Source organism: Streptomyces globisporus (assembly GCF_003501885.1).
Taxonomy (GTDB): Bacteria; Actinomycetota; Actinomycetes; order Streptomycetales; family Streptomycetaceae; genus Streptomyces; species Streptomyces globisporus_D.
In genome coordinates this window covers 1-22,079 of sequence record NZ_QWFA01000048.1, presented here as the reverse complement: position 1 = coordinate 22,079, position 22,079 = coordinate 1, and the positions used below count along the sequence as shown (strand labels likewise).

Genomic DNA, 22,079 nt, shown 5'->3' with positions numbered 1-22,079 from the left:
CCGCAGGAGGCAGTAAGAAATGTCGGAAACGCAGACCGGCGCAGCGCAGCGCGGGGAGCAGATTCTCGCCGTTTTCGACACCGCCTTCGGGGAGCTGCTGGCCGCCGATCCGGCCGCCTTCCGGGTCAAGTTCCGCAAGATGGCGGGCTCGGCCTTCGCCTTCTACCGGGGCACCGCCTGCCTGTTCTACAGCGACCTGGAGCGGGAGCGGCACGGCGGCCCGTTCCTGGACGAGCGCACCGGACGGGTGTGGATCCACGGCGATCTGCACGCGGAGAACTTCGGCACCTACATGGACGCCAACGGCCGCCTCGTCTTCAACGTCAACGACTTCGACGAGGCGTACGTGGGCCCCTTCACCTGGGACCTGAAGCGGTTCGCCGCCTCCGTGGCACTGATCGGTTACGCGAAGGCGCTCGCCGACGAGCAGATCACCGAGCTGGTCCGGATCTTCGCCACGTCCTACCGCGAGCGGATCCACGCCCTGGCGACGGGCGCGAAGAACGACGAGGTGCCGCCGTTCACGCTCGACACCGCGGACGGCCCGCTGCTGGGCGCGCTGCGCTCCGCCCGCTCGCGCACCCGGTTCTCGCTGCTGGACTCGATGACGGTGATCCGGGACTTCGAGCGCCGGTTCGCGGACGGCGGCGGGTCGATCGACCTCGACGCCGCGACGCGCTACAAGGTGCTCGCCGCGTTCGACGGCTATCTGGAGACGCTGCCGGAGTCGAGCCTCACCCGCCCCGACTCCTACCGGGTCAAGGACGTGGTGGGCCGCCGGGGCATCGGCATCGGATCGGCCGGACTCCCCTCGTACAACATCCTTCTGGAGGGCAACAGCGACGCCCTGGAGAACGATGTGGTGATCTACCTCAAGCAGGCGCAGACCCCGGCCGTCTCCCGGCACATCACGGACGCCGCCGTGCGGGAGTACTTCCAGCACGAGGGGCACCGCACGGTGATCTCGCAGCGGGCGCTCCAGGCGCACGCGGACCCGTGGCTGGGCTGGACCGAGCTGGACGGGGCGGGCCAGCTGGTCGCCGAGGTCTCGCCGTACGCGGTCGACCTGGACTGGTCCGACATCGACGAGGTGGACGAGATCGCGGCGGTCGTCGCGGACCTGGGCCGGGCGACGGCCACGATGCACGCAGCGGCGGACGACGAGAGCGGCCACTCGCTGGTGCCGTTCTCCACGGAGCGGGCGATCGACGCGGCCATCGCGGCCGACGAGGAGGGCTTCGCGCCGCTGCTGGTCGACTTCGCCCACAGCTACGGGGCGCGGGCCCGCGCGGACCACCAGATCTTCGTGGACCTCTTCCGCAACGGCCGCATCCCGGGCTTGTAGGGCGAGACTCTCAGCCTCTTTTAAGGTCCGCTTACCTCCACGCATGACACACTTTCCGGCAATGGACATCTCAGGGACGCAGCTCAGGGTCGCGCGCGCGGCGGTCTTCGCCGCGCTCGTCGTCACCCTGTCCACGGCGTCCCATGTGCTGCTCTCCGGAGTGCCGCTGCCACTGACCGCGGTCGCCCTGCTGGCGGCCGCGGTCTTCGCCGTGGCGTACGCGCTGGCCGGCCGGGAGCGCGGCTTCGGGGCGATCGCGGGGCTGCTGGTCCCGCTGGAGCTGGCCGCCGACACGCTCTTCACCACGGGCCAGAACCTCTGTTACGGGGCGGCCGGCGGCCCGGTCGCCGGCCCGCTGCGCGCGGTGGGCTTCGACGTCCTGTGCGGCGGTGGCGAGGTCGGCACGGGCGGGGCCCGGATCGCGGGCGTCGGCGCGGTGGGCACCCCGCTGGCCGATGTGGCCGGTGCGGGCGACCGCGCCGCGGCCCTCCTCGCCCAGCCCGGGCCCGCGGTGCCGTGGCTGCTGCTCGCCGCCCATGTGGCGGTCGGGCTGCTCGCCGCGGCCTGGCTGCGGCGCGGCGAGGCGGCCCTGGCCGGGCTGGTGCGCGCGGCGGCCCTGCTGGCGTTCCGGCCGCTGCTGACCGCGGTCGCCGTGGTCCGCGCGGGGGTGCGGGCCGCAGCCCGCCGCTCCCGGCCCGCCGGGCGTCCGCACCCGCCGCTGACCGCCCGTTTCCTCGTGCACTGTGTGGGACGCAGGGGCCCGCCGCCCGCGATGGACGCCGCCGCCTGACGGCACGGCGACGCGACGACGGCAGCACCGGCCACTCCCCACACACGTACCCACGGAGAACAGACATGAGCAAGCGCAACAGCCAGGCGAACAAGGCGGCGGCCCGCGAGCGGCTGCGGGCCGAGCGCGAGCGCCAGGCCAAGAAGGACAGGACCCGCAAGCAGGTCGTCGTGGCGGTCTCGGTCGTCGCGGCCCTCGCCGTGGTCGGCGGCATCAGCTACGGCGTGATGCAGCTGAACAAGCCGGACGCCTGGGAGGCGGCCGCCGACGCGAAGAACGTCACCGCGCCGAAGAACACCTCGGGCAAGGACGGCACCACCGTGGTCGTCGGCAAGCCGAGCGCGAAGAAGACCCTGGAGCTGTACGAGGACTCGCGCTGCCCGGTCTGCGCCACGTTCGAGCAGGGCGTCGGCGAGACCGTCTCGAAGGACGTCGAGGCCGGCAAGTACAAGGTCCAGTACGTCGGCGCGACGTTCATCGACAACACCGACAACGGCGAGGGCTCCAAGAACGCCCTGAGCGCGCTCGGTGCGGCGCTGGACGTGAGCCCCGAGGCCTTCATGGAGTACAAGGCCGCGCTGTACTCGGCGGAGTTCCACCCCGAGGAGAGCGACGACAAGTTCGCCAAGGACAGCTACCTCATCGAGGTCGCCGACTCCGTGGACGCGCTGAAGGGGAACAAGGACTTCCAGAAGAACGTCGAGGAAGGCACCTACGACGCCTGGGCGATGAAGATGTCCAAGACCTTCGACAACAGCGGGGTGCAGGGCACGCCGACGCTGAAGATGGACGACAAGAAGATCACGGCCGAGGGCAGCGAGAACGCCCCCATGACGGCCGACGAGTTCACGAAGGCCATCGACAAGGCGCTCAAGGCGTAACGCCTCTCAGCTCCGTGGAACCCGGCGTTCCCGGGCGGTCCGACCGCCCGGGAACGCCGGGTTCCACGCGTTTCTACAGTGTGGCCAGGAAGCCGAGCGCGACCTTCCAGGTCTGCTCGGCTGCCGCCTGGTCGTAGTCGTGCAGATCGGGGTCGGTGAACAGGTGCCCGGCCCCGGGATAGCGGTAGATCTCCACGTCCGCGCCGGTGCGCTGCATCTGGAGATACCAGCTGTTCAGCCAGTCGTGGGACTCGAAGGGGTCCGGGTCCGCGACGTGCAGCTGAACGGGAAGCTCGTCCACCGTGGCGTTCTCGGCGATGTCCGAGGTGCCGTGGAACAGCAGCAGCCCCCGGGCCTTCGCGTCGCCGAGCGCCAGGGTCTGCGCGGTCGCCGCGCCGAGGGAGAAGCCGGCGTAGACGAGCCCCTGGTCGGAGTAGGGCGCGGCGGCCAGCACCGCGCGCTTGAGAAGTTCTTCCTTGCCGACCTCGTCCTTGTACGCCATGCCCTCTTCCACCGTGGAGAAGGTGTGCCCCTCGAACAGATCGGGCACGCGCACCTCATGGCCGGCGTCCTTGAGGCGCGCGGCCGCGGCGTGCACGGCGGGCGTGAGCCCGTACGTCGAGTGGAAAAGCATGATGTTCATGGGCCCCATGGTGCCAGTTCGCACCCGCTGAGGGCCGCTCAACGGCTGGGAGGACGAGCGAATGGAGAGCGTGCTGCGCCCGCTGATCGTCATCGGCGGATCCGTGGTGATCACCCTGCTGATCGGCTGGCTGGTCGACCTGCTGCTGCGGCGGGCCGACAGCCGGCACCACGAGACCCCGTTGTGGGGGCTGCTGCGACGCTGCCGTCCGCCGTTGCAGGTGGTGGTCATCACGGCGTTGCTGCGCGGCAGTTACCGCCAGACGAAGATCGACTGGGTGTGGGAGCACCGGGCCGGCATCGGTCAGGTCCTGACCCTGGTGCTGATCGGGGCCTCGGCCTGGCTGGTGGTGCGGATCGCGGCGACGGTCGTGGAGGCCAGTTACGCCCGGTACGCGACGGCCCGCCGTGACCCGGCCCGGGTCCGGCGGGTCCGGACGCAGGTGACGCTGATCCAGCGGGTGGTCATCGCGGTGGTGACGGTGGTCGCCATCGCGGCGATGCTGCTGACGTTCCCGCCGATGCGGGCGGTCGGCACGTCGATGCTGGCCTCGGCCGGTCTGCTCGGCATCGTCGCGGGCGTCGCCGCCCAGTCGACGCTGGGCAATCTCTTCGCCGGATTCCAGATCGCGTTCGGCGACATGGTGCGGCTCGGCGACACCGTGGTGGTGGACGGCGAATGGGGCACGATCGACGAGATCACCCTGACGTTCCTGGCGGTGCGGACCTGGGACGAGCGGCGGATCACGATGCCGGTCTCGTACTTCACCAGCCAGCCGTTCGAGAACTGGTCGCGCGGCGGGGTGCAGATGACCGGCACGGTTTTCTTCCACCTCGACCACTCCGCGCCGGTCGCCGCGATGCGGGAGAAGCTGCGGGAGATCCTCGGTGACATCGCCGCCTGGGACGGCCGGGACTGGTCGCTGGCGGTCACGGACACGACGCCGTCCACGATCCAGGTACGGGCCGTGGTGACGGCGAAGGACGCGGACGACATCTGGACCGTGCGCTGCGCGGTGCGCGAGCAGCTGATCGGCTGGCTGCGCGACCACCATCCGTACGCGCTGCCGCGGATCGCCACCGCGCCCGCCGCGCTGCCGCCGGGCGAGCAGTGGGCGGAGCTGACGGGGGCGAAGGCGGGCCGGGCGAACCGCAACGGATCGGCGCCGCCCGCCGACCGGGACGACTCCAAGGTGCCGCGCACGGGCCGCGGCTGAGGGCGGGCGCCCCCGCCCGGCTCCGGCCGGCTCACCGCAGGGAGCGGAAGTCCAGATACCGCAGCACCCGGTCCACGACCTCCGGGTCGGAGCCGGGCTCGCTGCGCGCGGAGAGCACCTCGTGGCGGGCGGCCGACATCATCTCGCGCTGGACCCGGCTGATCGCCTTGAAGCGTTTCGCGCGCTGGGCGTAGGCCTCGCGCCGCTCCTCGTCGATCATGTCAGGGCTGATCCGGGCGCCGATGTCGTACGCGGCGCGCTGGAGCCGCTCCACGACCTCCTCGGGGAACTCCTCGACCTCCTGGATCTCCTTGAGCCGGTACTTGGCGGCCTTGGCGGCCCGGATCGCGAGGTCCCGCTCCAGTGCCTCCTCGGCGGCGGTGTCGGCCCGGACCTTCAGCTTCCGCACCAGCCAGGGCAGGGTGAGCCCCTGGAAGACCAGGGTGGCCATGATCACGGCGAACGCGATGAAGATGATCTCGTCGCGGCCGGGGAAGGGCTGCCCGTCGTCGGTCTCCAGCGGGATCGCCAGCGCCAGGGCGACGGAGGCCACCCCCCGCATCCCGGCCCACCACATCACGACGGTCTCCCGCCAGCTGGTGGGGATCTCCTCGCTGACGTCCCGGCGGGTGTGCAGCCGCTTGGCCAGCCAGGTCGCGGGCAGCAGCCACAGCAGCCGTACGCCGACGACGACGGCGACGATCGCGAGCCCCCAGCCGACCATCTCCAGGGCGTGCCCGTCGGCGGTGCCGAACACGGTGTGCAGCTCCAGGCCGATCAGCCCGAAGGCGACACCGGTGACGAGGGTGTCGACGATGTCCCAGAAGGTACGTCCCGTGAGTCGGCCCAGCACGTCGTCGGCGTCGGCTGTGTGCTCGGCGAGGAAGAGCGCGACGGTCAGGACGGCCAGCACGCCGGAGCCCTCCAGCTCCTCCGCGAGGACGTAGGCGACGAAGGGCACCAGCAGGGTCAGGCCGACCTGGAGCGTGGCGTCGCCGAGCAGGTTCATCAGCTTGATGGTGAGCCAGCCGATCGCGAGGCCGACGGCGACCGCGACGACGGCGGAGAGGATCAGCAGCCCGAAGGCCTCGGGGAGCGAGAAGGTGCCGCTGACGGCGGCGGCGATGGCCACGTGGTAGAGCACGATGGCGGTCACGTCGTTGAAGAGCCCCTCGCCCTCCAGGATCGACACCAGCCGGCGCGGCAGCCCCACCGAGCCCGCGACGGCCGTCGCCGCGACCGGGTCGGGCGGGGCGACGAGCGCGCCGAGCGCGACGGCGGCGGCGATCGGCAGCCCCGGCACGATCGAGTTGGCGACTGCGGCGACGGCAGCCGTGGTGACGAAGACGAGGGCCACGGCCAGCAGGAAGATCGGGCGTTTGTTGGCGGCGAACTGCCGCCAGGAGGTGCGCTGGACGGTGGCGTAGAGCAGCGGCGGAAGCAGCGCGGGGAGGATGATCTCCGGCGGGATGTCCACGTTCGGGACGAACGGCGTGAACGCCATCGCGATGCCCGCGAGCGTCATCAGCACCGGCGCGGGCAGCCCCAGCCGGTCGCCGAGCGGCACCGTGACCACCGCTCCGAGCAGCAGCAGGAGCAGCAGGGCCATCTGTTCCACGGGGGGGCCTTCCGGAGCGTGCGGGTCCGGCAGGTCACGAGCGGCCGAACAGGGCTTCCACCCTGCCACGTGGGGTGCGCGTTTCCGCAGATACCCCCCGGAACTCGGCCGATCCCCCGGGTTTCCGGCGACGTCATGCCCTAGGGCGTGTCAGGCGCCGTGGACCCGGTCAAGATCCGCCGGACACGCCCTGGGCCGGGCGGATCTCCCGCCGCATGGCCCGGTGCGGCATGCCCGCGTCGGGGAACTCGGGGCCGTACGCGACATAGCCGAGCCGCTCGTAGAAGCCGAGGGCGTGCGTCTGGGCGTGCAGGTCGACGGCGGCCAGGCCGAGCGTCCGGGCCTCGTCCTCGATGGCCCGTACGAGGGCAGCGCCGACACCGAGGCCGCGGGCCTGCCGGCTCACGGCGAGCCGGCCGAGCGAGCCGACGGTGAGGTCGCCGCCGGTCTTCCCGGCCGCGTCCGCGCCGTGCAGCAGCCGTCCGGTGCCGAGGGCGGTGCCGTCAGCCGCGACGGCCAGGACATGCACGGCGGTCGCGTCGTATGTGTCGTACTCCAGCTCCTCGGGCACGTTCTGCTCGCCGACGAAGACGTCCTTGCGGACCTGGAAGCAGGCCTGGAGGTCGCTCTCCTCGACGGCCCTGCGCGTGCTGTACGCGGTCGGGACGCCGGTCACTGGCTCTCCGCGGAGATGGTGTCGAGGGCGTGCTGGAGGTCGGCCGGGTAGCTGCTGGAGAACTCCACCCAGCTCCCGTCGGCCGGGTGCTCGAAGCCCAGGCGGACGGCGTGCAGCCACTGGCGGGTCAGCCCCAGGCGCTTGGCCAGCGTCGGGTCGGCGCCGTAGGTGAGGTCGCCGACGCACGGATGGCGGTGGGCGGACATGTGGACCCGGATCTGGTGGGTGCGGCCGGTCTCCAGCTTGATGTCGAGGAGGCTGGCGGCGCGGTAGGCCTCGATCAGGTCGTAGTGGGTCACCGACGGCTTGCCCTCGGCGGTGACCGCCCACTTGTAGTCGTGGTTGGGGTGACGGCCGATGGGGGCGTCGATGGTGCCGCTCATCGGGTCCGGGTGGCCCTGGACGAGGGCGTGGTACTTCTTGTCGACGACCCGGTCGCGGAACTGGGCCTTGAGCAGGGTGTAGGCGCGCTCGGACTTGGCGACGACCATCAGGCCGGAGGTGCCGACGTCGAGGCGGTGCACGATGCCCTGGCGCTCGGCGGCGCCGGACGTCGAGATCCGGTAGCCGGCGGCGGCGAGGCCGCCGATGACGGTGGTGCCGGTCCAGCCGGGGCTGGGGTGGGCGGCGACGCCGACCGGCTTCATGATGACGACGATGTCGTCGTCGTCGTGGACGATCTCCATGCCCTCGACGGGCTCGGCGACGATCTGGACGGGGGCGGGCGCCCCCGGCATCTCGACCTCCAGCCAGGCACCGCCGTGGACCCGCTCGGACTTCCCGGCCACCGAACCGTCCACCTGGACCTTCCCGGCTGCGGCCAGCTCGGCGGCCTTGGTGCGGGAGAAACCGAACATCCGGGAGATGGCGGCGTCGACGCGCTCGCCCTCCAGGCCGTCCGGTACGGGCAGGGTGCGGATCTCGGGGTGCGTACTCACCAGTCGAGTATGCCTTGCGCGACACGCTCCCCGTGCAGCCCGGTCAGTCCTTGTGGACGGTCCCGTCGGGGTCGAGGCCCTTGAAGGACAGGATCACGATGAGGATGCCGCCGCAGACGATGGCGGAGTCGGCGAGGTTGAAGACGGCGAAGTGCTTGGGGGCGATGAAGTCGACCACCGCGCCCTCGAACACGCCGGGCGCCCGGAAGAGCCGGTCGGTGAGGTTGCCGAGCGCACCGCCCAGGAGGAGCCCCAGGGCGATGGCCCACGGCAGGCTGTAGAGCTTGCGGGCCAGCCGGACGATCACCACGATCACGCCGGCGGCGATGATGGTGAAGATCACGGTGAACGCCTCGCCGAACCCGAAGGCGGCGCCCGCGTTCCGGATCGCCCGGAACTGCAGCCAGTCGCCGATGATGTCGATCGGCGGCTGGTGCTCCAGCTTGGCGACCACGATCATCTTCGTGACCAGGTCGAGGAGGTAGGCCACGACGGCCACGCTCAGCAGAACGAGGACCTTCCGCTTGCCCCGGCCCGCGTTGACGGCGGCGTCGGCGGCCGTGCTGCCGCCTTCGTCCGTGCCCTCGGACTCGGGATTGTCCGGCGTACCGATGATGCGCTCCGCCTCTGCCACGTAAGTCCCTCAACCCTAGGTGCCTGCCTTCGGATGAGGGTACGACACACCTGTGCGGATCAGCCGCGCCGCTCCTGCTTCTGTTTGTCCTCGACGCACAGGGTGGCCCGGGGGAAGGCCTGCATGCGCGCCTTGCCGATCGGTTTGCCGCAGATCTCGCAGAGCCCGTACGTCCCCGCCTCCAGCCGGGCGAGCGCCCGCTCGGTCTGCTCCAGCATCTCCTGGGCGTTGGCGGCGAGCGACAGCTCGTGCTCGCGGGTGATGTTCTTGGTGCCGGTGTCGGCCTCGTCGTCGCCCGCGCCGTCGCCGGAGTCCCGCATCAGTCCGGCGAGGGCCGCGCCGGAGGCCTCCAGCTCGCTGCGGAGCCGCAGGATCTCGCTGGTCAGCACGGTGCGGGCCTCGGTGACCTCCTCGGGCGTCCAGGGGTCCTCCCCGGGCCGGACGGCCAGCTCGTCCGGGGCGGCGGCACGGGCGGGCGGCACGGGGGCCGTGGCCTGTGCGCCTGCTGCGGGACGACTCGCGCTCTTCTTGGCTACCACCGTGGGGGCTCCCGTCTGCTCGGCGGCCCGGGCCGCCTCCGTGGCCGCCGGTGCGGCCGTTTTCGCGGTCTTCTTGGCGGTGCTCTTCTTGGCGGCGGGCTTGTCGCCGGCCGCCGCCTTCTTGGCCGCGGTCTTCTTGGCGGCGGCCTTCTTCACCGTCTTCTTCGCTGTCTTCTTCGCCACCATGGCCGCGGCCCCTTCACATACTGTGATCTTGCTCGCGAATCGTGCTGGGACGATAAATCGACTCCAGCCCCGCGGCAACGGGGCACGCCGCCCTCTCACCTCCCCCGTGTCCGGTCGTGGCGCGCCTGCCTCCGTTGTTCCCAGCTCCCCGCCCGGTAATCCGGCCCCCGCGCCTCGCCGGGAAGTGCTTGTACCCCGTCCCGCCACTCGGGTCACGCCCACGCGCCCCCGATAAACCGGTCGGCCGTCGCCCGTACGGGCCCGTACACTGGCCCCAGCGAGAGGCATCGACGGGACGAGTAGCGCCGTACGCAGCCAGCAGCGACCCGGGGACGGTGGGAGCCCGGGGGCGAGCGCGATGTGAAGATCACCCCTGAGCCGCCGGAAGAACGCCTTGGACACGTGGGTCACGCCCACGGGCACCAGGCCACTAGACCCGGCATCGCGACCCCAATGAGGGGGCCACGGGCTGCGCCCGGGGCCAAGGAGGGTGGTACCGCGGGAGCCGAGACGCTCTCGTCCCTCCGACGGAAGTGGAAGACATCCGCCGGAGGAAGCCGCACATGACATCGCCGCAGTACCGCCAGGTACCCGCCCAGGTCGACCTGCCCGCGCTGGAGCACGCCGTGCTCGACTTCTGGCGGGAGAACAAGGTCTTCGCCAAGAGCCTCGACCAGTCCGAGGGCCGCCCCGAGTGGGTCTTCTACGAGGGCCCGCCCACCGCCAACGGCATGCCGGGCGCCCACCACATCGAGGCCCGCGTCTTCAAGGACGTCTTCCCCCGCTTCCGCACCATGCAGGGCTACCACGTCGGCCGGAAGGCCGGCTGGGACTGTCACGGCCTGCCGGTCGAGCTCGCGGTGGAGAAGGAGCTGGGCTTCAACGGCAAGAAGGACATCGAGGCGTTCGGCATCGCCGAGTTCAACGCCAAGTGCCGTGCCTCGGTGACCCGGCACACCGACGCGTTCGCCGAGCTGACGACCCGCATGGGCTACTGGGTCGACCTGGACGACGCCTACCGCACGATGGACCCGGAGTACGTGGACTCCGTGTGGTGGTCGCTCAAGGAGATCTTCGACAAGGATCTGCTGGTCCAGGACCACCGGGTCGCCCCCTGGTGCCCCCGCTGCGGCACGGGCCTGTCCGACCACGAGCTGGCCCAGGGGTACGAGACCGTCGTCGACCCCTCGGTCTTCGTCCGCTTCCCGCTGACCTCCGGCCCGCTGGCCGGCGAGGCAGCGCTCCTGGTCTGGACGACCACGCCGTGGACGCTGGTCTCCAACACGGCGGTCGCCGCGCACCCCGAGGTCCGCTACGTCGTCGCGACGGACGGCGAGGAGAAGCTCGTCGTCGCCGAGCCGCTGGTGGAGAAGGCGCTCGGCGAAGGCTGGGAGACGACCGGCCAGTCGTTCACCGGCGCCGAGATGGAGCGCTGGACCTACGAGCGCCCCTTCGCCCTCGTCGACTTCCCCGCCGGAGCCCACTACGTGGTCAACGCCGAGTACGTCACGACCGAGGACGGTACGGGCCTGGTCCACCAGTCCCCCGCGTTCGGCGCCGACGACCTCGTGGTCTGCCGCTCCTACGGCCTCCCGGTGGTCAACCCGGTCCGCCCGGACGGCACCTTCGAGGAGAGCGTCCCCCTGGTCGGCGGCGTCTTCTTCAAGAAGGCCGACGAAGCGCTCACCGCGGACCTGGACGCGCGCGGCAAGCTCTTCCGCCATGTCCCGTACGAGCACAGCTACCCGCACTGCTGGCGCTGCCACACGGCGCTGCTCTACTACGCGCAGCCGTCCTGGTACATCAGGACGACGGCCATCAAGGACCGTCTCCTCGAGGAGAACGAGAAGACCAACTGGTTCCCGGACTCGGTCAAGAACGGCCGCTTCGGCGACTGGCTGAACAACAACGTCGACTGGGCGCTGTCCCGTAACCGCTACTGGGGCACGCCGCTGCCCATCTGGCGCTGCGAGGACGACCACCTGACATGCGTGGGCTCCCGCGCCGAACTCACGGAACTGACGGGCCGGGACCAGTCGTCCCTCGACCCCCACCGCCCGTTCATCGACGAGATCACCTTCACCTGCACGCACGAGAACTGCCAGCTGGAGGCGTACCGCGTCCCGGAGGTCATCGACGCCTGGTACGACTCGGGTTCGATGCCGTTCGCGCAGTGGGGCTACCCGTACAAGAACAAGGAGATCTTCGAGAGCCGCTACCCGGCGCAGTTCATCTCGGAGGCCATCGACCAGACCCGCGGCTGGTTCTACACGATGATGGCGGTCGGCACGCTGGTCTTCGACAAGTCGAGTTACGAGAACGTCGTCTGCCTGGGCCACATCCTCGCCGAGGACGGCCGCAAGATGTCCAAGCACCTGGGCAACATCCTCCAGCCGATCCCGCTGATGGACCAGCACGGGGCGGACGCGGTGCGGTGGTTCATGGCGGCGGGCGGCTCCCCCTGGGCGGCACGCCGGGTGGGCCACGGCACGATCCAGGAGGTGGTCCGCAAGACGCTCCTGACGTACTGGAACACGGTGGCTTTCCAGGCCCTGTACGCACGTACCTCGTCCTGGGCCCCGTCGGCGGCCGACCCGGCCCCGGCGGACCGCACGGTCCTGGACCGCTGGCTGCTGAGCGAACTCAACGCGCTGGTCGACCAGATGACCGTCGCGATGGAGAGCTACGACACCCAGCGCGCCGGCAAGCTGCTCTCGGCGTTCGTGGACGACCTCTCCAACTGGTACGTACGCCGCTCGCGCCGCCGCTTCTGGCAGGGCGACAAGGCGGCCCTGCGCACGCTGCACGAGGTCGTCGAGACGGTGACCCGGCTGATGGCCCCGCTGGTCCCGTTCATCACGGAGCGGGTGTGGCAGGACCTGATCACCCCGGTCACGCCGGACGCCCCGGAGTCGGTGCACCTGGCGTCGTGGCCCGAGGCGGAGGCTTCGGCGATCGACCCGACCCTCTCCTCCCAGATGGCGCTGGTGCGCCGCCTGGTGGAGCTGGGCCGCGCGACGCGCGCCGAGTCGGGCGTGAAGACGCGCCAGCCGCTGTCGCGCGCGCTGGTGGCGGCGACGGGCTTCGACTCGCTCTCCCCCGAGCTGCGGGCGCAGATCACGGAAGAGCTGAACGTCACTTCCCTCGCCTCGCTCTCGGAGGTGGGCGGCTCGCTGGTCGACACGACGGCGAAGGCGAACTTCCGGGCGCTGGGCAAGCGGTTCGGCAAGGGCGTGCAGGCGGTGGCCAAGGCGGTGGCGAACGCGGACGCGGCCGCGCTCTCCCTGGCCCTGCGCGAAGGCACGGCGTCGGTGGAGGTGGAGGGCGAGCAGATCACGCTCTCCCCCGACGAGGTGATCATCACGGAGACCCCGCGCGAGGGCTGGTCGGTCGCGTCGGACTCGGGCGCGACGGTGGCCCTGGACCTGGAGATCACCCCCGAGCTGCGCCGGGCCGGCCTGGCCCGTGACGCGATCCGCCTGATCCAGGAGGCCCGCAAGAACAGCGGCCTGGACGTGGCGGACCGCATCGCCGTCCGCTGGACGACGACGTCCGAGGCCACTCAGGAGGCCCTGGCGGAGCACGCCCCCCTGATCTCGGAGGAGGTCCTGGCCGTGGACTACGCGGAGGGCGAGGCGGACGAGACGTACGGCACACCGTTCGAGGACGAGGGCCTGGCCCTCACGTTCCGCCTGCGCAAGCGGTAGGGACAGCCCGCACGAAGGGGAAGGGCCCGCCGGATTCGTTCCGGCGGGCCCTTCCGCGCGTCCCCGCGCCTCAATCACGGGCGGGGCTCAAAGATGTCCTCAATCGCCGGACGGGCTGGATGTACCCTCCCGCGCCCGAGAAGCCGAGGCCGGGCACCTTCAGCCCCTCCGGCGATTGAGGAGCGGGGTCCGGGGCGGGGCCCCGAAGAACAGCCCGTCCGGCGCTTGAGGACACAGGAGGGGTCGGGCCCCCGCCCACGGCAAAGGGCCGGGCCCCGGGAAATCCCGGGGCCCGGCCCTTTGCCTGCCGACGGCTACGCGCTCAGCGAGCGCGCACCGCTCAGTTGTCGTCCTCGTCGATCAGGAACCCACGCATCGGCGAAGGAGCCTGCTGCATCGGCTGCGGCGCCTGCGGCCGCACCGGTGCCATCGGCTGCGTCATGGCCGGCGACATCTGCTGCTGACCACCGTAGGACGGTCCGCTGCCCATCGACTGACCGCCACCCATCTGCTGGCCGCCATGGCCACCGTGGGTGGAGCCGCCCATGGAGTGACCCATCGCACCCGCACCGGCCGGAGCCAGCGAGGGGGACGGCGGCAGCGAAGCGGCAGCCGGGGTCCGCGGCGGGGCGAGCGAGTCGTCCGCCTGGGTCTCCAGCTGGCGCAGCTGGCTCTCCAGGTAGGACTTCAGCCGCGTACGGTACTCGCGCTCGAAGCCACGCAGGTCCTCGACCTTGCGCTCCAGCGTCGCGCGGGCCGACTCCAGCGAGCCCATCGCCACGCGGTGCTTCTCCTGCGCGTCCCGCTCCAGGGCGTCGGCCTTGGCGCGCGCGTCGCGCTCCAGGCCCTCGGCGCGGCTGCGCGCCTCGCCGACGATCTTGTTGGCCTCGGAACGGGCCTCCGCGATCGCCTGGTCGGCGGTCTGCTGCGCGAGCGAGAGGACACGGGCGGCGCTGTCGCCACCGGGGCCCTGCCCCTGCTGCTGCATCTGCGGCGGCTGCATCTGCTGCATCTGCTGCTGGGGGTGCTGACCCATGGGGCCGCCCATCGGGCCACCCATGGGACCGCCCTGCATCGGGCCGGGGCCGTGCGGGCCCTGCGGACCGGGACCGTGGCCACCCTGGGGGCCGTGGCCGCTGGGACCTGCGGGCAGCTGCGGCGCCCCACCGGGCAGCTGGGGCGGACCCATCTGCGGGGGCTGCTGCTGCTGCGGCGGTCCAGATATGGCGGCGGGAACGGGCGCACCGGGGCGGTCCTGCTGCTCCGGGGGCTTGCGCATACCCTGCTGCTGTTGCTGCTGCTGGTTCTGCGCGGCGGCGCGCGTCGCAGCGGCCAGTTTGGCGCGCAGGTCCTCGTTCTCACGGAGCAGACGGGTCAGCTCCGATTCGACCTCGTCGAGAAAGGCATCGACCTCGTCCTCGTCATAGCCTTCTCGGAGGCGGACGGTCGTGAACTGCTTGTTCCGCACGTCCTCGGGGGTCAACGGCATCTCTTCTTCACCTCTACGTAGTCGTCGGCAGTCGGCAAGACCGTATCGCTCACAACCTGACCACAACGCTGATCAGGATGTAGACGATGATCATCAGAACGAAGAAGGACAGGTCGAGTGCCACGCCCCCGAGACGCAGCGGCGGGATGAACCGCCGCAGAAGCTTGAGCGGTGGATCGGTGACAGTGTAGGTGGCCTCAAGTACGACCACCATCGCCTTGCCGGGTTGCCATGAACGTGCGAACTGGAAGACATAGTCCATGACCAGCCGGAAGATCAGCACGATGAGGAAACACATCAGCGCGATATAGACCACATCCAGTGCGACGCCCATGTCTCGCGCTTCCCTCTCCCCTGGCTCTCGTCAGCTCCGGCCTCGCGGCCGGCACCGGCCTTGCGGCCGGGTCGTTCCCGGTGTCGTGTTCTCAGCTCTGGTTGAAGAATCCGCCCTCTGCGATGCGGGCCTTGTCCTCCGCCGTGACATCGACGTTAGCAGGCGACAACAGGAACACCTTCTGCGTCACGCGTTCAATGCTGCCATGGAGACCGAAGACGAGTCCCGCGGCAAAGTCGACAAGTCGCTTCGCGTCCGTATCGTCCATCTCCGTGAGATTCATGATCACCGGAGTGCCCTCACGGAAGTGTTCCCCGATGGTACGGGCCTCGTTGTAGGTCCTGGGGTGCAGCGTGGTGATGCGGTACGGCTCCCGCTCGGACACGACCTTGGGCATGATCACCGGTGCGTTCTTCTCCATGTTCGGGCGGTCAGGTGTGATGGATGCCACGGGTGCGATCCGGGCGGGTCGCACGCTTTCCGCGGGGAGCTGAACCGGCTCGCGCTGGGCGGGTGGTTGCACCACTCGCACCGGTTCGTCCCTTTCGCGCTCACGCTCGCGGTCGCGCTCCCTTTCCCGCTCCACCTGGTGCGGGGGCTGGTGCCGCCGCCGGTCGCGCTCGGGCTCCGGCTCAGGTTCGAATTCGTCATCGGGGTCGAACCCCGGGCCGTCGTACCCATCGTCCTCCACGAGGCCGAGGTAGACCGCCATCTTGCGCATCGCGCCGGCCATGCTCCGAGTCCTCCGCTCTGTGGTGGATCGGCATTCGTCACCAAGTGCCAGCGATCCACTGTGGTCTGCCCGCTAGGAGTGGGAATGACCATATTTTCTGCTGTGGTCCGACTTGCTTCGCGACGTTACCCGAGCCGGGGTCGGACTCCGAGTACCGCCGTACCGACGCGTACATGTGTCGCTCCGGCCGCCACCGCGTCCTCCAAGTCCCCGCTCATACCTGCGGAGACCATGTTCGCAGCCGGATGACCGGTGCGCAGGCCGGATGAGATTTCCATCAGCCGGTCGAACGCGGCCCGTTGCCGGCCGGCGTATTCCCCGGCCAGCGGCGCCACGGTCATCAGCCCGTCGAGCCGGAGTCCGGGAGCCGCGTCGACCGCGGCCGCCAACTCCTCGACCCCGTCCGGCGCGACACCGCCGCGCTCACCGCGCTCGCCGCTCTCCGCGTCCAGGGCGACCTGGATCAGACAGCCGAGTTCGCGCTCCCCGCGCACCGCGGCGGCGGAGAGAGCGGTGACCAGCTTGGCGCGGTCCACCGACTGCACCACATCGGCATAACCGGTCACGGAGCGAACCTTGTTCGTCTGCAATTGTCCGACAAAGTGCCATGTCAGCGAAAGATCCGCACAAGCGGTGGCCTTGGGGGCGGCGTCCTGGTCACGATTCTCCGCGACATGGCGCACACCGAGTTGATGCAGGATCCGCACATCGCTCGCGGGGTAGGTCTTGGTGACCACGATCAGGGTCACTTCCTCCCGCTTGCGCCCCGCGGCGGCACAGGCGGAGGCGATCCTTTCCTCCACCTGTGCGAGATTCGCCGCGAGTTCTGCCTTACGGTCCGTCATGCCCTATCCGTCCAGCCAGACATATCCGGCGAGCCGCCCGGTGATGCGGTCGCGGCGGTAGGAGAAGTGGTCGCCCGATTCCCGGGTGCAGTACGGCGAGGAGTGCCGGTCCGTCACGCCGAGAGCGGCGAGCTGGGCGTGGACTCCGCCGGTGACGTCCACCGCCGGGGTTCCCCAGCTGGTCTCGGACCAGGTACCGGGGACGGCCTCGGCGACCTCGGCCCTCATCGCCTCCGGCACTTCGTAGCACCGTCCGCAGACGGCCGGTCCGGTGTGGGCGATGATCCGGGAGGTGTGTGCGCCGAGCGCGGCCATGGCCTCGACCGCCGCCGGAACGACTCCGGCGACCAGTCCCGGCCGCCCCGCGTGCGCCGCCCCGACGACTCCGGCGACCGGGTCGGCCAGCAGGACGGGGGTGCAGTCGGCGGTGAGGACCGCGAGCGGCAGCCCGCGCCGGGCGGTCACCACCGCGTCCACGGCCGGAATCTCCGCGTCCACACCCCAGGGCCCGTCCACCACCGCGACGTCCCGGCCGTGCACCTGGTTCATCCAGACGACGAGCGCCGGGTCGATACCGAGGTCGCGCGCGGCACGCACCCGGTTCGCGCCGACGGCGGCGGGGTCGTCTCCGACCGCGCCGCCGAGGTTGAGTTCGCCGTACGGAGCGGCGCTCACTCCGCCCCACCGGTCGGTGAAGGCGAAGTGAGCGCTGCCCGCGACGGTTTCCGTCCGGTGCTGGTCTATCACTTCAAGAAGTCCGGAACATCCAGCTCTTCGGCCTGGGTGTCCTGGTAGGGACGGGCCGGCGGGACGTGCGGCGGAGAGACGGGCGGCAGCGCGCTCTCGCTCGAAGCCGACGCGGGAGCGGGCTCGGCCGGGGCCGGGTTCTCCTCGCGCGGGGGTACGGAACCGAGTCCGCCGGACGGGCGCGCGGGCTCGGGGGCGGACCTGACCGGGGCGGCCGGTTCCTCGCGCTTGGTGCTGTTCGCACCGAGGACGTTCTCCCGGCGGGCCGGCGGCTGTCCGCCGTCGAAGCCCGCGGCGATCACGGTGACCCGGACCTCGTCGCCCAGGGCGTCGTCGATGACGGCGCCGAAGATGATGTTGGCCTCGGGGTGGGCGGCCTCGCTCACCAGCTGGGCGGCCTCGTTGATCTCGAAGAGACCGAGGTCGCTGCCGCCGGAGATGGAGAGCAGGACCCCGCGGGCGCCGTCGATGGAGGCTTCCAGGAGCGGCGAGGAGATCGCCATCTCCGCCGCCGCCACCGCGCGGTCGTCGCCACGCGCCGAGCCGATGCCCATGAGTGCCGATCCGGCCTCGGACATGACCGACTTGACGTCGGCGAAGTCGAGGTTGATCAGTCCCGGGGTCGTGATGAGGTCGGTGATGCCCTGGACACCCGAGAGCAGCACCTGGTCGGCCGACTTGAAGGCGTCGAGCACGCTGACCTGACGGTCCGAGATGGACAGCAGGCGGTCGTTGGGGATCACGATGAGGGTGTCGACCTCTTCGCGGAGCTCGGCGATGCCGTCCTCCGCCTGGTTCGCGCGTCGCCGGCCCTCGAAGGTGAACGGGCGGGTGACCACACCGATCGTCAGGGCGCCCAGCGAGCGCGCGATGTTGGCGACGACGGGTGCGCCGCCGGTGCCGGTGCCGCCGCCTTCGCCGGCGGTGACGAAGACCATGTCGGCCCCCTTGAGGACCTCCTCGATCTCCTCGCGGTGGTCCTCTGCCGCCTTACGACCGACGGCCGGGTTCGCCCCGGCGCCGAGGCCCCGGGTGAGTTCGCGGCCGACGTCGAGCTTGACGTCGGCGTCGCTCATCAACAGGGCCTGTGCGTCCGTGTTGATCGCGATGAACTCGACGCCCTTGAGGCCGACCTCGATCATTCGGTTGATGGCATTGACACCACCGCCGCCGACACCGATGACCTTGATGACTGCGAGGTAGTTCTGCGGTGCTGCCACGTCGAAGGCCTCTCGCCTCGAGTTACGTGTCGTCGCTCTGCGGTGGCCCCGCGGCGACGACTGATGTCGATGGGGACGGTCCGAACGCCGACCCAAACCCTAACGTTCAAGTTTAGGGTTACCAGTGTGTCTGCTTCCTGGACTCTTCCGAACAGGACACTAAGTCGACAAGTGGCGCACGTTCAACGAACACGCCGAACCTCCCGTTTTTCTTTTCACCCTATGTGATCACCCGTAGCGCTGACCAACCAGGGTGCTGGCCAGCACAAATGCCCGTCAACTGCCCGATACCGCCGGGGCGGTGGGAGCGCTTACGTCGAACTGTCCCGCTTTGGGCTCCGCCTTCATGAGCGCGGAGAGGATGAGCGCCTTCGCCGTGCCGTCCTCGCCGCTGCCCCAGGTCACCTCGCGATCCCGGGTGAGCCGCAAGGAGATCGCGTCGAAGGAGGTGACCCGGACGACCTCGGTGTCCTTGGCGACGGCCGCCGGAAGGTCGCCGGTGACCCGGACCGCTTCCCGCAACAGACGGTCACCGCCGAAGCGGCGGAGGCTCGCGGACGGTTCGGGCTTCAGCTCCAGCAGGGGCACGCCCTTCGGGGCCCGGTCCACGGTGGCGAAGCGCACGCCCTTGGCATCCACTTCCACGAACTTCCCGCCCTTTTCGACGAGAAGGACCGGCTTTCGCTCCGTCACTTTAAGGCCGATTCCGTTCGGCCAGGACCGAACGACATCAACTCTGTCGATACGGGGCAACTTCTGGCGCAACCGGCGTTCCATCGCATCGGTGTCCACGGAGACCAGCGGGGCGCCTACCGGCGTCGCGGCAACCGCTTCCACTTCCTCGCGGGTCAGGACCTCGACGCCGCTCGTGGTGACCTTCTCGACGCGGAGCCAGGAGGAGCCGTAGAGCGCCCAGATCACGAACGCGGTGAGCAGGGCGGCCACGGCGCCGATCAGGATCAGCAGGGCACGGCGGCTGATCCGGGGCCCCTCGGGGCCGATGTGCGGCGGGCGGGCGGAGGTGTCAGCCCGCCCGGGTGCGCCGCGCTGGGCGGTCGTCGGTCCGGCCACGCTCGCTCCTTCGCCGGACCCGGGACTTCCGCCCCGGGTCCGCACCGCATCGCGCCGTACGCCTAGCGGCGCGCGGCAATCGCTTCGTACACCATGCCGACGAGCAGGTCGTCGGCGTCGCGCCGGCCGAACTCGGCGGCGGCGCGGGACATTTCGTACAGCCGGTGGGGATCCGACAGCACCGGCAGGACGTTGGACTGCACCCACTCCGGGGTGAGCGCCGCGTCGTCCACCAGCAGGCCGCCGCCGGCGTTGACCACCGGCTGGGCGTTGAGCCGCTGTTCGCCGTTGCCGATGGGCAGCGGGACGTAGGCGGCGGGCAGCCCGACGGCGGAGAGTTCGGCGACGGTCATCGCGCCCGCGCGGCAGAGCATCATGTCGGCCGCGGCGTACGCCAGATCCATCCGGTCCACGTACGGTACCGGGATGTAGGGCGGCATCCCGGGCATGTTGTCGATGCGCGGCAATTCGTTCTTCGGGCCCACCACATGGAGGATCTGGATCCCCGAGCGCTGGAGCAGCGGCGCGACCCGCTGGACCACCTCGTTGAGGTGGCGCGCGCCCTGCGAGCCGCCGGAGACCAGCAGCGTGGGCAGGTTGGGGTCGAGGCCGAAGGCGGCGCGTGCCTCCGGACGGACCCGGGCGCGATCCAGGGTGGCGATGGTGCGGCGCAGCGGAATGCCGATGTAGCGGGCGCCGCGCAGCTTGCTGTCCGGGGTGGAGACGGCGACCCCGTGGGCGTACCGCGAGCCGATCTTGTTGGCCAGGCCCGGGCGGGCGTTGGCCTCGTGGACGACGATCGGCACGCCGACGCGCTTGGCGGCCAGGTAGCCGGGCAGGGCTACATAGCCGCCGAAGCCGACCACGCAGTCCGCCTTGGTGCGCTCCAGGACCTGCTCGGCGGCCTTGATCGTGCCACGCAGCCGGCCCGGGACGGTGATCAGTTCGGGCGTGGGCTTACGCGGCAGCGGGACGGCGGGGATGAGCGCCAGCTCGTACCCCCGCTCGGGTACGAGCCTGGTCTCCAGGCCGCGTTCCGTGCCGAGGGCCGTGATTCCCACGGTCGGGTCCTGCCTGCGCAGGGCGTCTGCGAGGGCAAGCGCGGGCTCGATGTGTCCGGCGGTCCCCCCGCCGGCGAGTACGACATGCACCGAAATTCACCGCTCTCCGGACGAACGCTTCTTGACGCGCCGTCTCATCGTCTTCCATCTCACCCCGGGCTTCCGCATGGCCAGGGCCGCCTTCGCCGCGGGGTCCTCCCGTGCGAAGGCGATCATCAGCCCGACCGCGAACATCGTCGGCAGCAAGGCTGATCCCCCGTAGGAGAACAGCGGGAGCGGGACCCCGGCGATCGGCAACAGGCCGAGCACCGCACCGATGTTGATCACGGCCTGGGCCGTGATCCACGTGGTCACGCCTCCCGCGGCATACCTCACGAAGGGGTCCTCCGTGCGTCCGGCCACGCGGATACCCGCATAGCCTAGAGCCGCGAAGAGGGCGAGCACGGACAGCGTCCCCGCCAGACCCAGTTCCTCACCGGTGATCGCGAAGATGAAGTCGGTGTGGGGTTCCGGGAGTTGGCCCCATTTTTCCACACTCGCACCCAGCCCTGAACCGAACCATCCGCCGGACGCCAGAGCATAGATTCCGTGGGCGGCCTGCCAGCAGCCGCCCTCCGGATCGGGTTCGCTCACGCCCATGCAGGCGAGCCTGGACATCCGGTTGGGGCTGGTCCTGATCAGCAGGAACGCGAGGACGGCGGCGAAGCCGAGGACTCCGGCGAAGAGACGGGTGGGGGCACCGGCCAGCCAGAGCAGACCGAACAGGATCGCCGTGAGAATGATCGCTGTTCCCATGTCGCCGCCGAGCATGATCAGCCCGAGCAGCATGAAGGCGACCGGGACGAGCGGCACGAGCATGTGCTTCCACTGCGTCAGCAACCGCTTGTCCTGCTTGCGGGCCAGCAGGTCCGCCCCCCACAGGATGAGGGCCAGCTTGCCGAACTCGCTGGGCTGGAGCTGGAACGGGCCGCCCAGGTAGAGCCAGTTCTGGTTGCCGTTGACCGACATCCCTATCCCCGGCACCTGGACCAGGACCATCAGGAAGACGGTGACCATCAGTATCGGGTAGGCAAGACCCCGGTGGAGCTTCACCGGCATCCGGGCGGCGATCAGCATCAGCCCGCCCCCGATGACGGCGGCGAGGAACTGCTTGCCGAAGAAGTACGTCGCGGGCTTGCTGATGTCCAGCGCCTTGATCATAGAGGCGGAGTAGACCATCACCAGGCCCAGCACGGTGATCAGGAGGCTGGAGCCGAGGATCACGTAGTAGGCGGTCAGGGGCCGGTCCCAGGCCCGCCGCGCCCGCTCGAAGGCCCGGCGCGGTCCGCCGCCGCGCCCGGAGCGCGGGGTACGGGAGCCGGACCCGCCGCGTCCGGCGCCGCGGGGTGTCTCGGGGCTCCGGGCGC

20 protein-coding genes are annotated in these 22,079 nt (G+C 70.6%); 5 read left to right on the top strand and 15 right to left on the bottom strand.

Translation table 11 applies throughout. The annotated features are described in order from the left end of the window. Positions 1-19: 19 nt before the first annotated feature. The 3 genes from D3105_RS11595 (at position 20) to D3105_RS11585 (ending at position 3,016) form a co-directional block, all read left to right on the top strand. Positions 20-1,345, top strand: a complete 1,326-nt coding sequence (locus tag D3105_RS11595) for a DUF2252 domain-containing protein (RefSeq protein WP_118903085.1) — start codon at positions 20-22, stop codon at positions 1,343-1,345. 61 nt (positions 1,346-1,406) lie between these two features. After that, on the top strand, positions 1,407-2,135 hold the full coding sequence (locus tag D3105_RS11590; RefSeq protein ID WP_118903082.1) for a hypothetical protein: 729 nt from the start codon (positions 1,407-1,409) through the stop codon (positions 2,133-2,135). A gap of 65 nt (positions 2,136-2,200) precedes the next feature. Beyond that, on the top strand, positions 2,201-3,016 hold the full coding sequence (locus D3105_RS11585) for a DsbA family protein (RefSeq protein WP_118903080.1): 816 nt from the start codon (positions 2,201-2,203) through the stop codon (positions 3,014-3,016). 73 nt (positions 3,017-3,089) lie between these two features. Here D3105_RS11585 and D3105_RS11580 read toward each other — a convergent pair whose 3' ends face one another. Next, entirely contained in the window at positions 3,090-3,668 is a 579-nt protein-coding gene (locus D3105_RS11580) for a dienelactone hydrolase family protein (protein WP_118903077.1), read from the bottom strand. A 52-nt stretch (positions 3,669-3,720) separates the two neighbouring features. Here D3105_RS11580 and D3105_RS11575 point away from each other — a divergent pair, with 52 nt between their 5' ends. After that, the gene (locus D3105_RS11575) at positions 3,721-4,875 is read left to right on the top strand and encodes a mechanosensitive ion channel family protein (RefSeq protein ID WP_118903074.1); all 1,155 of its coding nucleotides are present in this window, start codon (positions 3,721-3,723) and stop codon (positions 4,873-4,875) included. Between the two features lie 31 nt (positions 4,876-4,906). Here the strand turns inward: D3105_RS11575 and D3105_RS11570 are convergent, their stop codons facing one another. The 5 genes from D3105_RS11570 to D3105_RS11550 all read right to left on the bottom strand — a co-directional run bounded on the left by D3105_RS11570 (position 4,907) and on the right by D3105_RS11550 (position 9,466). Beyond that, a complete protein-coding gene (locus D3105_RS11570) occupies positions 4,907-6,493 on the bottom strand; it encodes a Na+/H+ antiporter (protein ID WP_118903071.1) in 1,587 nt (528 codons plus the stop codon). Positions 6,494-6,662: 169 nt separating this feature from the next. Next, on the bottom strand, positions 6,663-7,169 hold the full coding sequence (locus D3105_RS11565) for a GNAT family N-acetyltransferase (protein ID WP_118903068.1): 507 nt from the start codon (positions 7,167-7,169) through the stop codon (positions 6,663-6,665). Continuing rightward, positions 7,166-8,107 carry an RluA family pseudouridine synthase gene (locus D3105_RS11560; RefSeq protein WP_089114868.1) on the bottom strand — a complete coding sequence of 314 codons (942 nt, stop codon included), beginning with the start codon at positions 8,105-8,107 and terminating at the stop codon, positions 7,166-7,168. The genes D3105_RS11565 and D3105_RS11560 overlap by 4 nt, the downstream gene beginning before the upstream one ends. Before the next feature lie 43 nt (positions 8,108-8,150). After that, on the bottom strand, positions 8,151-8,741 hold the full coding sequence (gene lspA / locus D3105_RS11555) for a signal peptidase II (RefSeq protein ID WP_118903065.1): 591 nt from the start codon (positions 8,739-8,741) through the stop codon (positions 8,151-8,153). 59 nt (positions 8,742-8,800) lie between these two features. Next, positions 8,801-9,466, bottom strand: coding sequence for a TraR/DksA family transcriptional regulator (locus tag D3105_RS11550; protein ID WP_118903062.1), 666 nt, complete (start codon positions 9,464-9,466; stop codon positions 8,801-8,803). Between the two features lie 563 nt (positions 9,467-10,029). On the opposite strand from D3105_RS11550, the gene ileS reads away from it, so the two are divergent. Continuing rightward, complete coding sequence (ileS, locus tag D3105_RS11545; protein WP_118903059.1) at positions 10,030-13,173, top strand: isoleucine--tRNA ligase; 3,144 nt, start codon at positions 10,030-10,032, stop codon at positions 13,171-13,173. Between the two features lie 340 nt (positions 13,174-13,513). Here the strand turns inward: ileS and D3105_RS11540 are convergent, their stop codons facing one another. From D3105_RS11540 to ftsW, 9 genes are all read right to left on the bottom strand, one after another. Then, positions 13,514-14,662: a DivIVA domain-containing protein gene (locus D3105_RS11540; RefSeq protein ID WP_029182033.1), complete on the bottom strand. Its 1,149-nt coding sequence runs from the start codon at positions 14,660-14,662 to the stop codon at positions 13,514-13,516. Positions 14,663-14,711: 49 nt separating this feature from the next. After that, positions 14,712-14,996 carry a YggT family protein gene (locus tag D3105_RS11535; RefSeq protein ID WP_006123846.1) on the bottom strand — a complete coding sequence of 95 codons (285 nt, stop codon included), beginning with the start codon at positions 14,994-14,996 and terminating at the stop codon, positions 14,712-14,714. 91 nt (positions 14,997-15,087) lie between these two features. Further along, positions 15,088-15,729, bottom strand: coding sequence for a cell division protein SepF (locus D3105_RS11530; RefSeq protein WP_118903056.1), 642 nt, complete (start codon positions 15,727-15,729; stop codon positions 15,088-15,090). Positions 15,730-15,854: 125 nt separating this feature from the next. Continuing rightward, positions 15,855-16,574: a YggS family pyridoxal phosphate-dependent enzyme gene (locus D3105_RS11525; protein ID WP_118903053.1), complete on the bottom strand. Its 720-nt coding sequence runs from the start codon at positions 16,572-16,574 to the stop codon at positions 15,855-15,857. Positions 16,575-16,577: 3 nt separating this feature from the next. After that, positions 16,578-17,321: a peptidoglycan editing factor PgeF gene (gene pgeF / locus D3105_RS11520; RefSeq protein ID WP_118903050.1), complete on the bottom strand. Its 744-nt coding sequence runs from the start codon at positions 17,319-17,321 to the stop codon at positions 16,578-16,580. Beyond that, entirely contained in the window at positions 17,318-18,541 is a 1,224-nt protein-coding gene (ftsZ, locus tag D3105_RS11515) for a cell division protein FtsZ (RefSeq protein WP_118903047.1), read from the bottom strand. Before ftsZ ends, pgeF begins: the two co-directional genes overlap by 4 nt. Before the next feature lie 276 nt (positions 18,542-18,817). Continuing rightward, positions 18,818-19,612, bottom strand: coding sequence for a cell division protein FtsQ/DivIB (locus tag D3105_RS11510; RefSeq protein WP_118903044.1), 795 nt, complete (start codon positions 19,610-19,612; stop codon positions 18,818-18,820). Between the two features lie 62 nt (positions 19,613-19,674). Further along, positions 19,675-20,763, bottom strand: coding sequence for an undecaprenyldiphospho-muramoylpentapeptide beta-N-acetylglucosaminyltransferase (murG, locus tag D3105_RS11505; RefSeq protein ID WP_010057894.1), 1,089 nt, complete (start codon positions 20,761-20,763; stop codon positions 19,675-19,677). Between the two features lie 6 nt (positions 20,764-20,769). Then, the coding region (ftsW, locus tag D3105_RS11500) for a putative lipid II flippase FtsW (RefSeq protein WP_118903041.1) at positions 20,770-22,079 on the bottom strand (1,310 nt) is incomplete at its 5' end.

Excerpts from the sequence above, each read along its gene's own strand:
- D3105_RS11595 (WP_118903085.1), top strand. The coding sequence starts at position 20 with ATGTCGGAAACGCAGACCGGCGCAGCGCAGCGCGGGGAGCAGATTCTC.
- D3105_RS11590 (WP_118903082.1), top strand. The coding sequence starts at position 1,407 with ATGGACATCTCAGGGACGCAGCTCAGGGTCGCGCGCGCGGCGGTCTTC.
- D3105_RS11585 (WP_118903080.1), top strand. The coding sequence starts at position 2,201 with ATGAGCAAGCGCAACAGCCAGGCGAACAAGGCGGCGGCCCGCGAGCGG.
- D3105_RS11580 (WP_118903077.1), bottom strand. The coding sequence starts at position 3,668 with ATGGGGCCCATGAACATCATGCTTTTCCACTCGACGTACGGGCTCACG.
- D3105_RS11575 (WP_118903074.1), top strand. The coding sequence starts at position 3,721 with ATGGAGAGCGTGCTGCGCCCGCTGATCGTCATCGGCGGATCCGTGGTG.
- D3105_RS11550 (WP_118903062.1), bottom strand. The coding sequence starts at position 9,466 with ATGGTGGCGAAGAAGACAGCGAAGAAGACGGTGAAGAAGGCCGCCGCC.
- ileS (WP_118903059.1), top strand. The coding sequence starts at position 10,030 with ATGACATCGCCGCAGTACCGCCAGGTACCCGCCCAGGTCGACCTGCCC.
- D3105_RS11540 (WP_029182033.1), bottom strand. The coding sequence starts at position 14,662 with ATGCCGTTGACCCCCGAGGACGTGCGGAACAAGCAGTTCACGACCGTC.
- D3105_RS11535 (WP_006123846.1), bottom strand. The coding sequence starts at position 14,996 with ATGGGCGTCGCACTGGATGTGGTCTATATCGCGCTGATGTGTTTCCTC.
- D3105_RS11530 (WP_118903056.1), bottom strand. The coding sequence starts at position 15,729 with ATGGCCGGCGCGATGCGCAAGATGGCGGTCTACCTCGGCCTCGTGGAG.
- D3105_RS11525 (WP_118903053.1), bottom strand. The coding sequence starts at position 16,574 with ATGACGGACCGTAAGGCAGAACTCGCGGCGAATCTCGCACAGGTGGAG.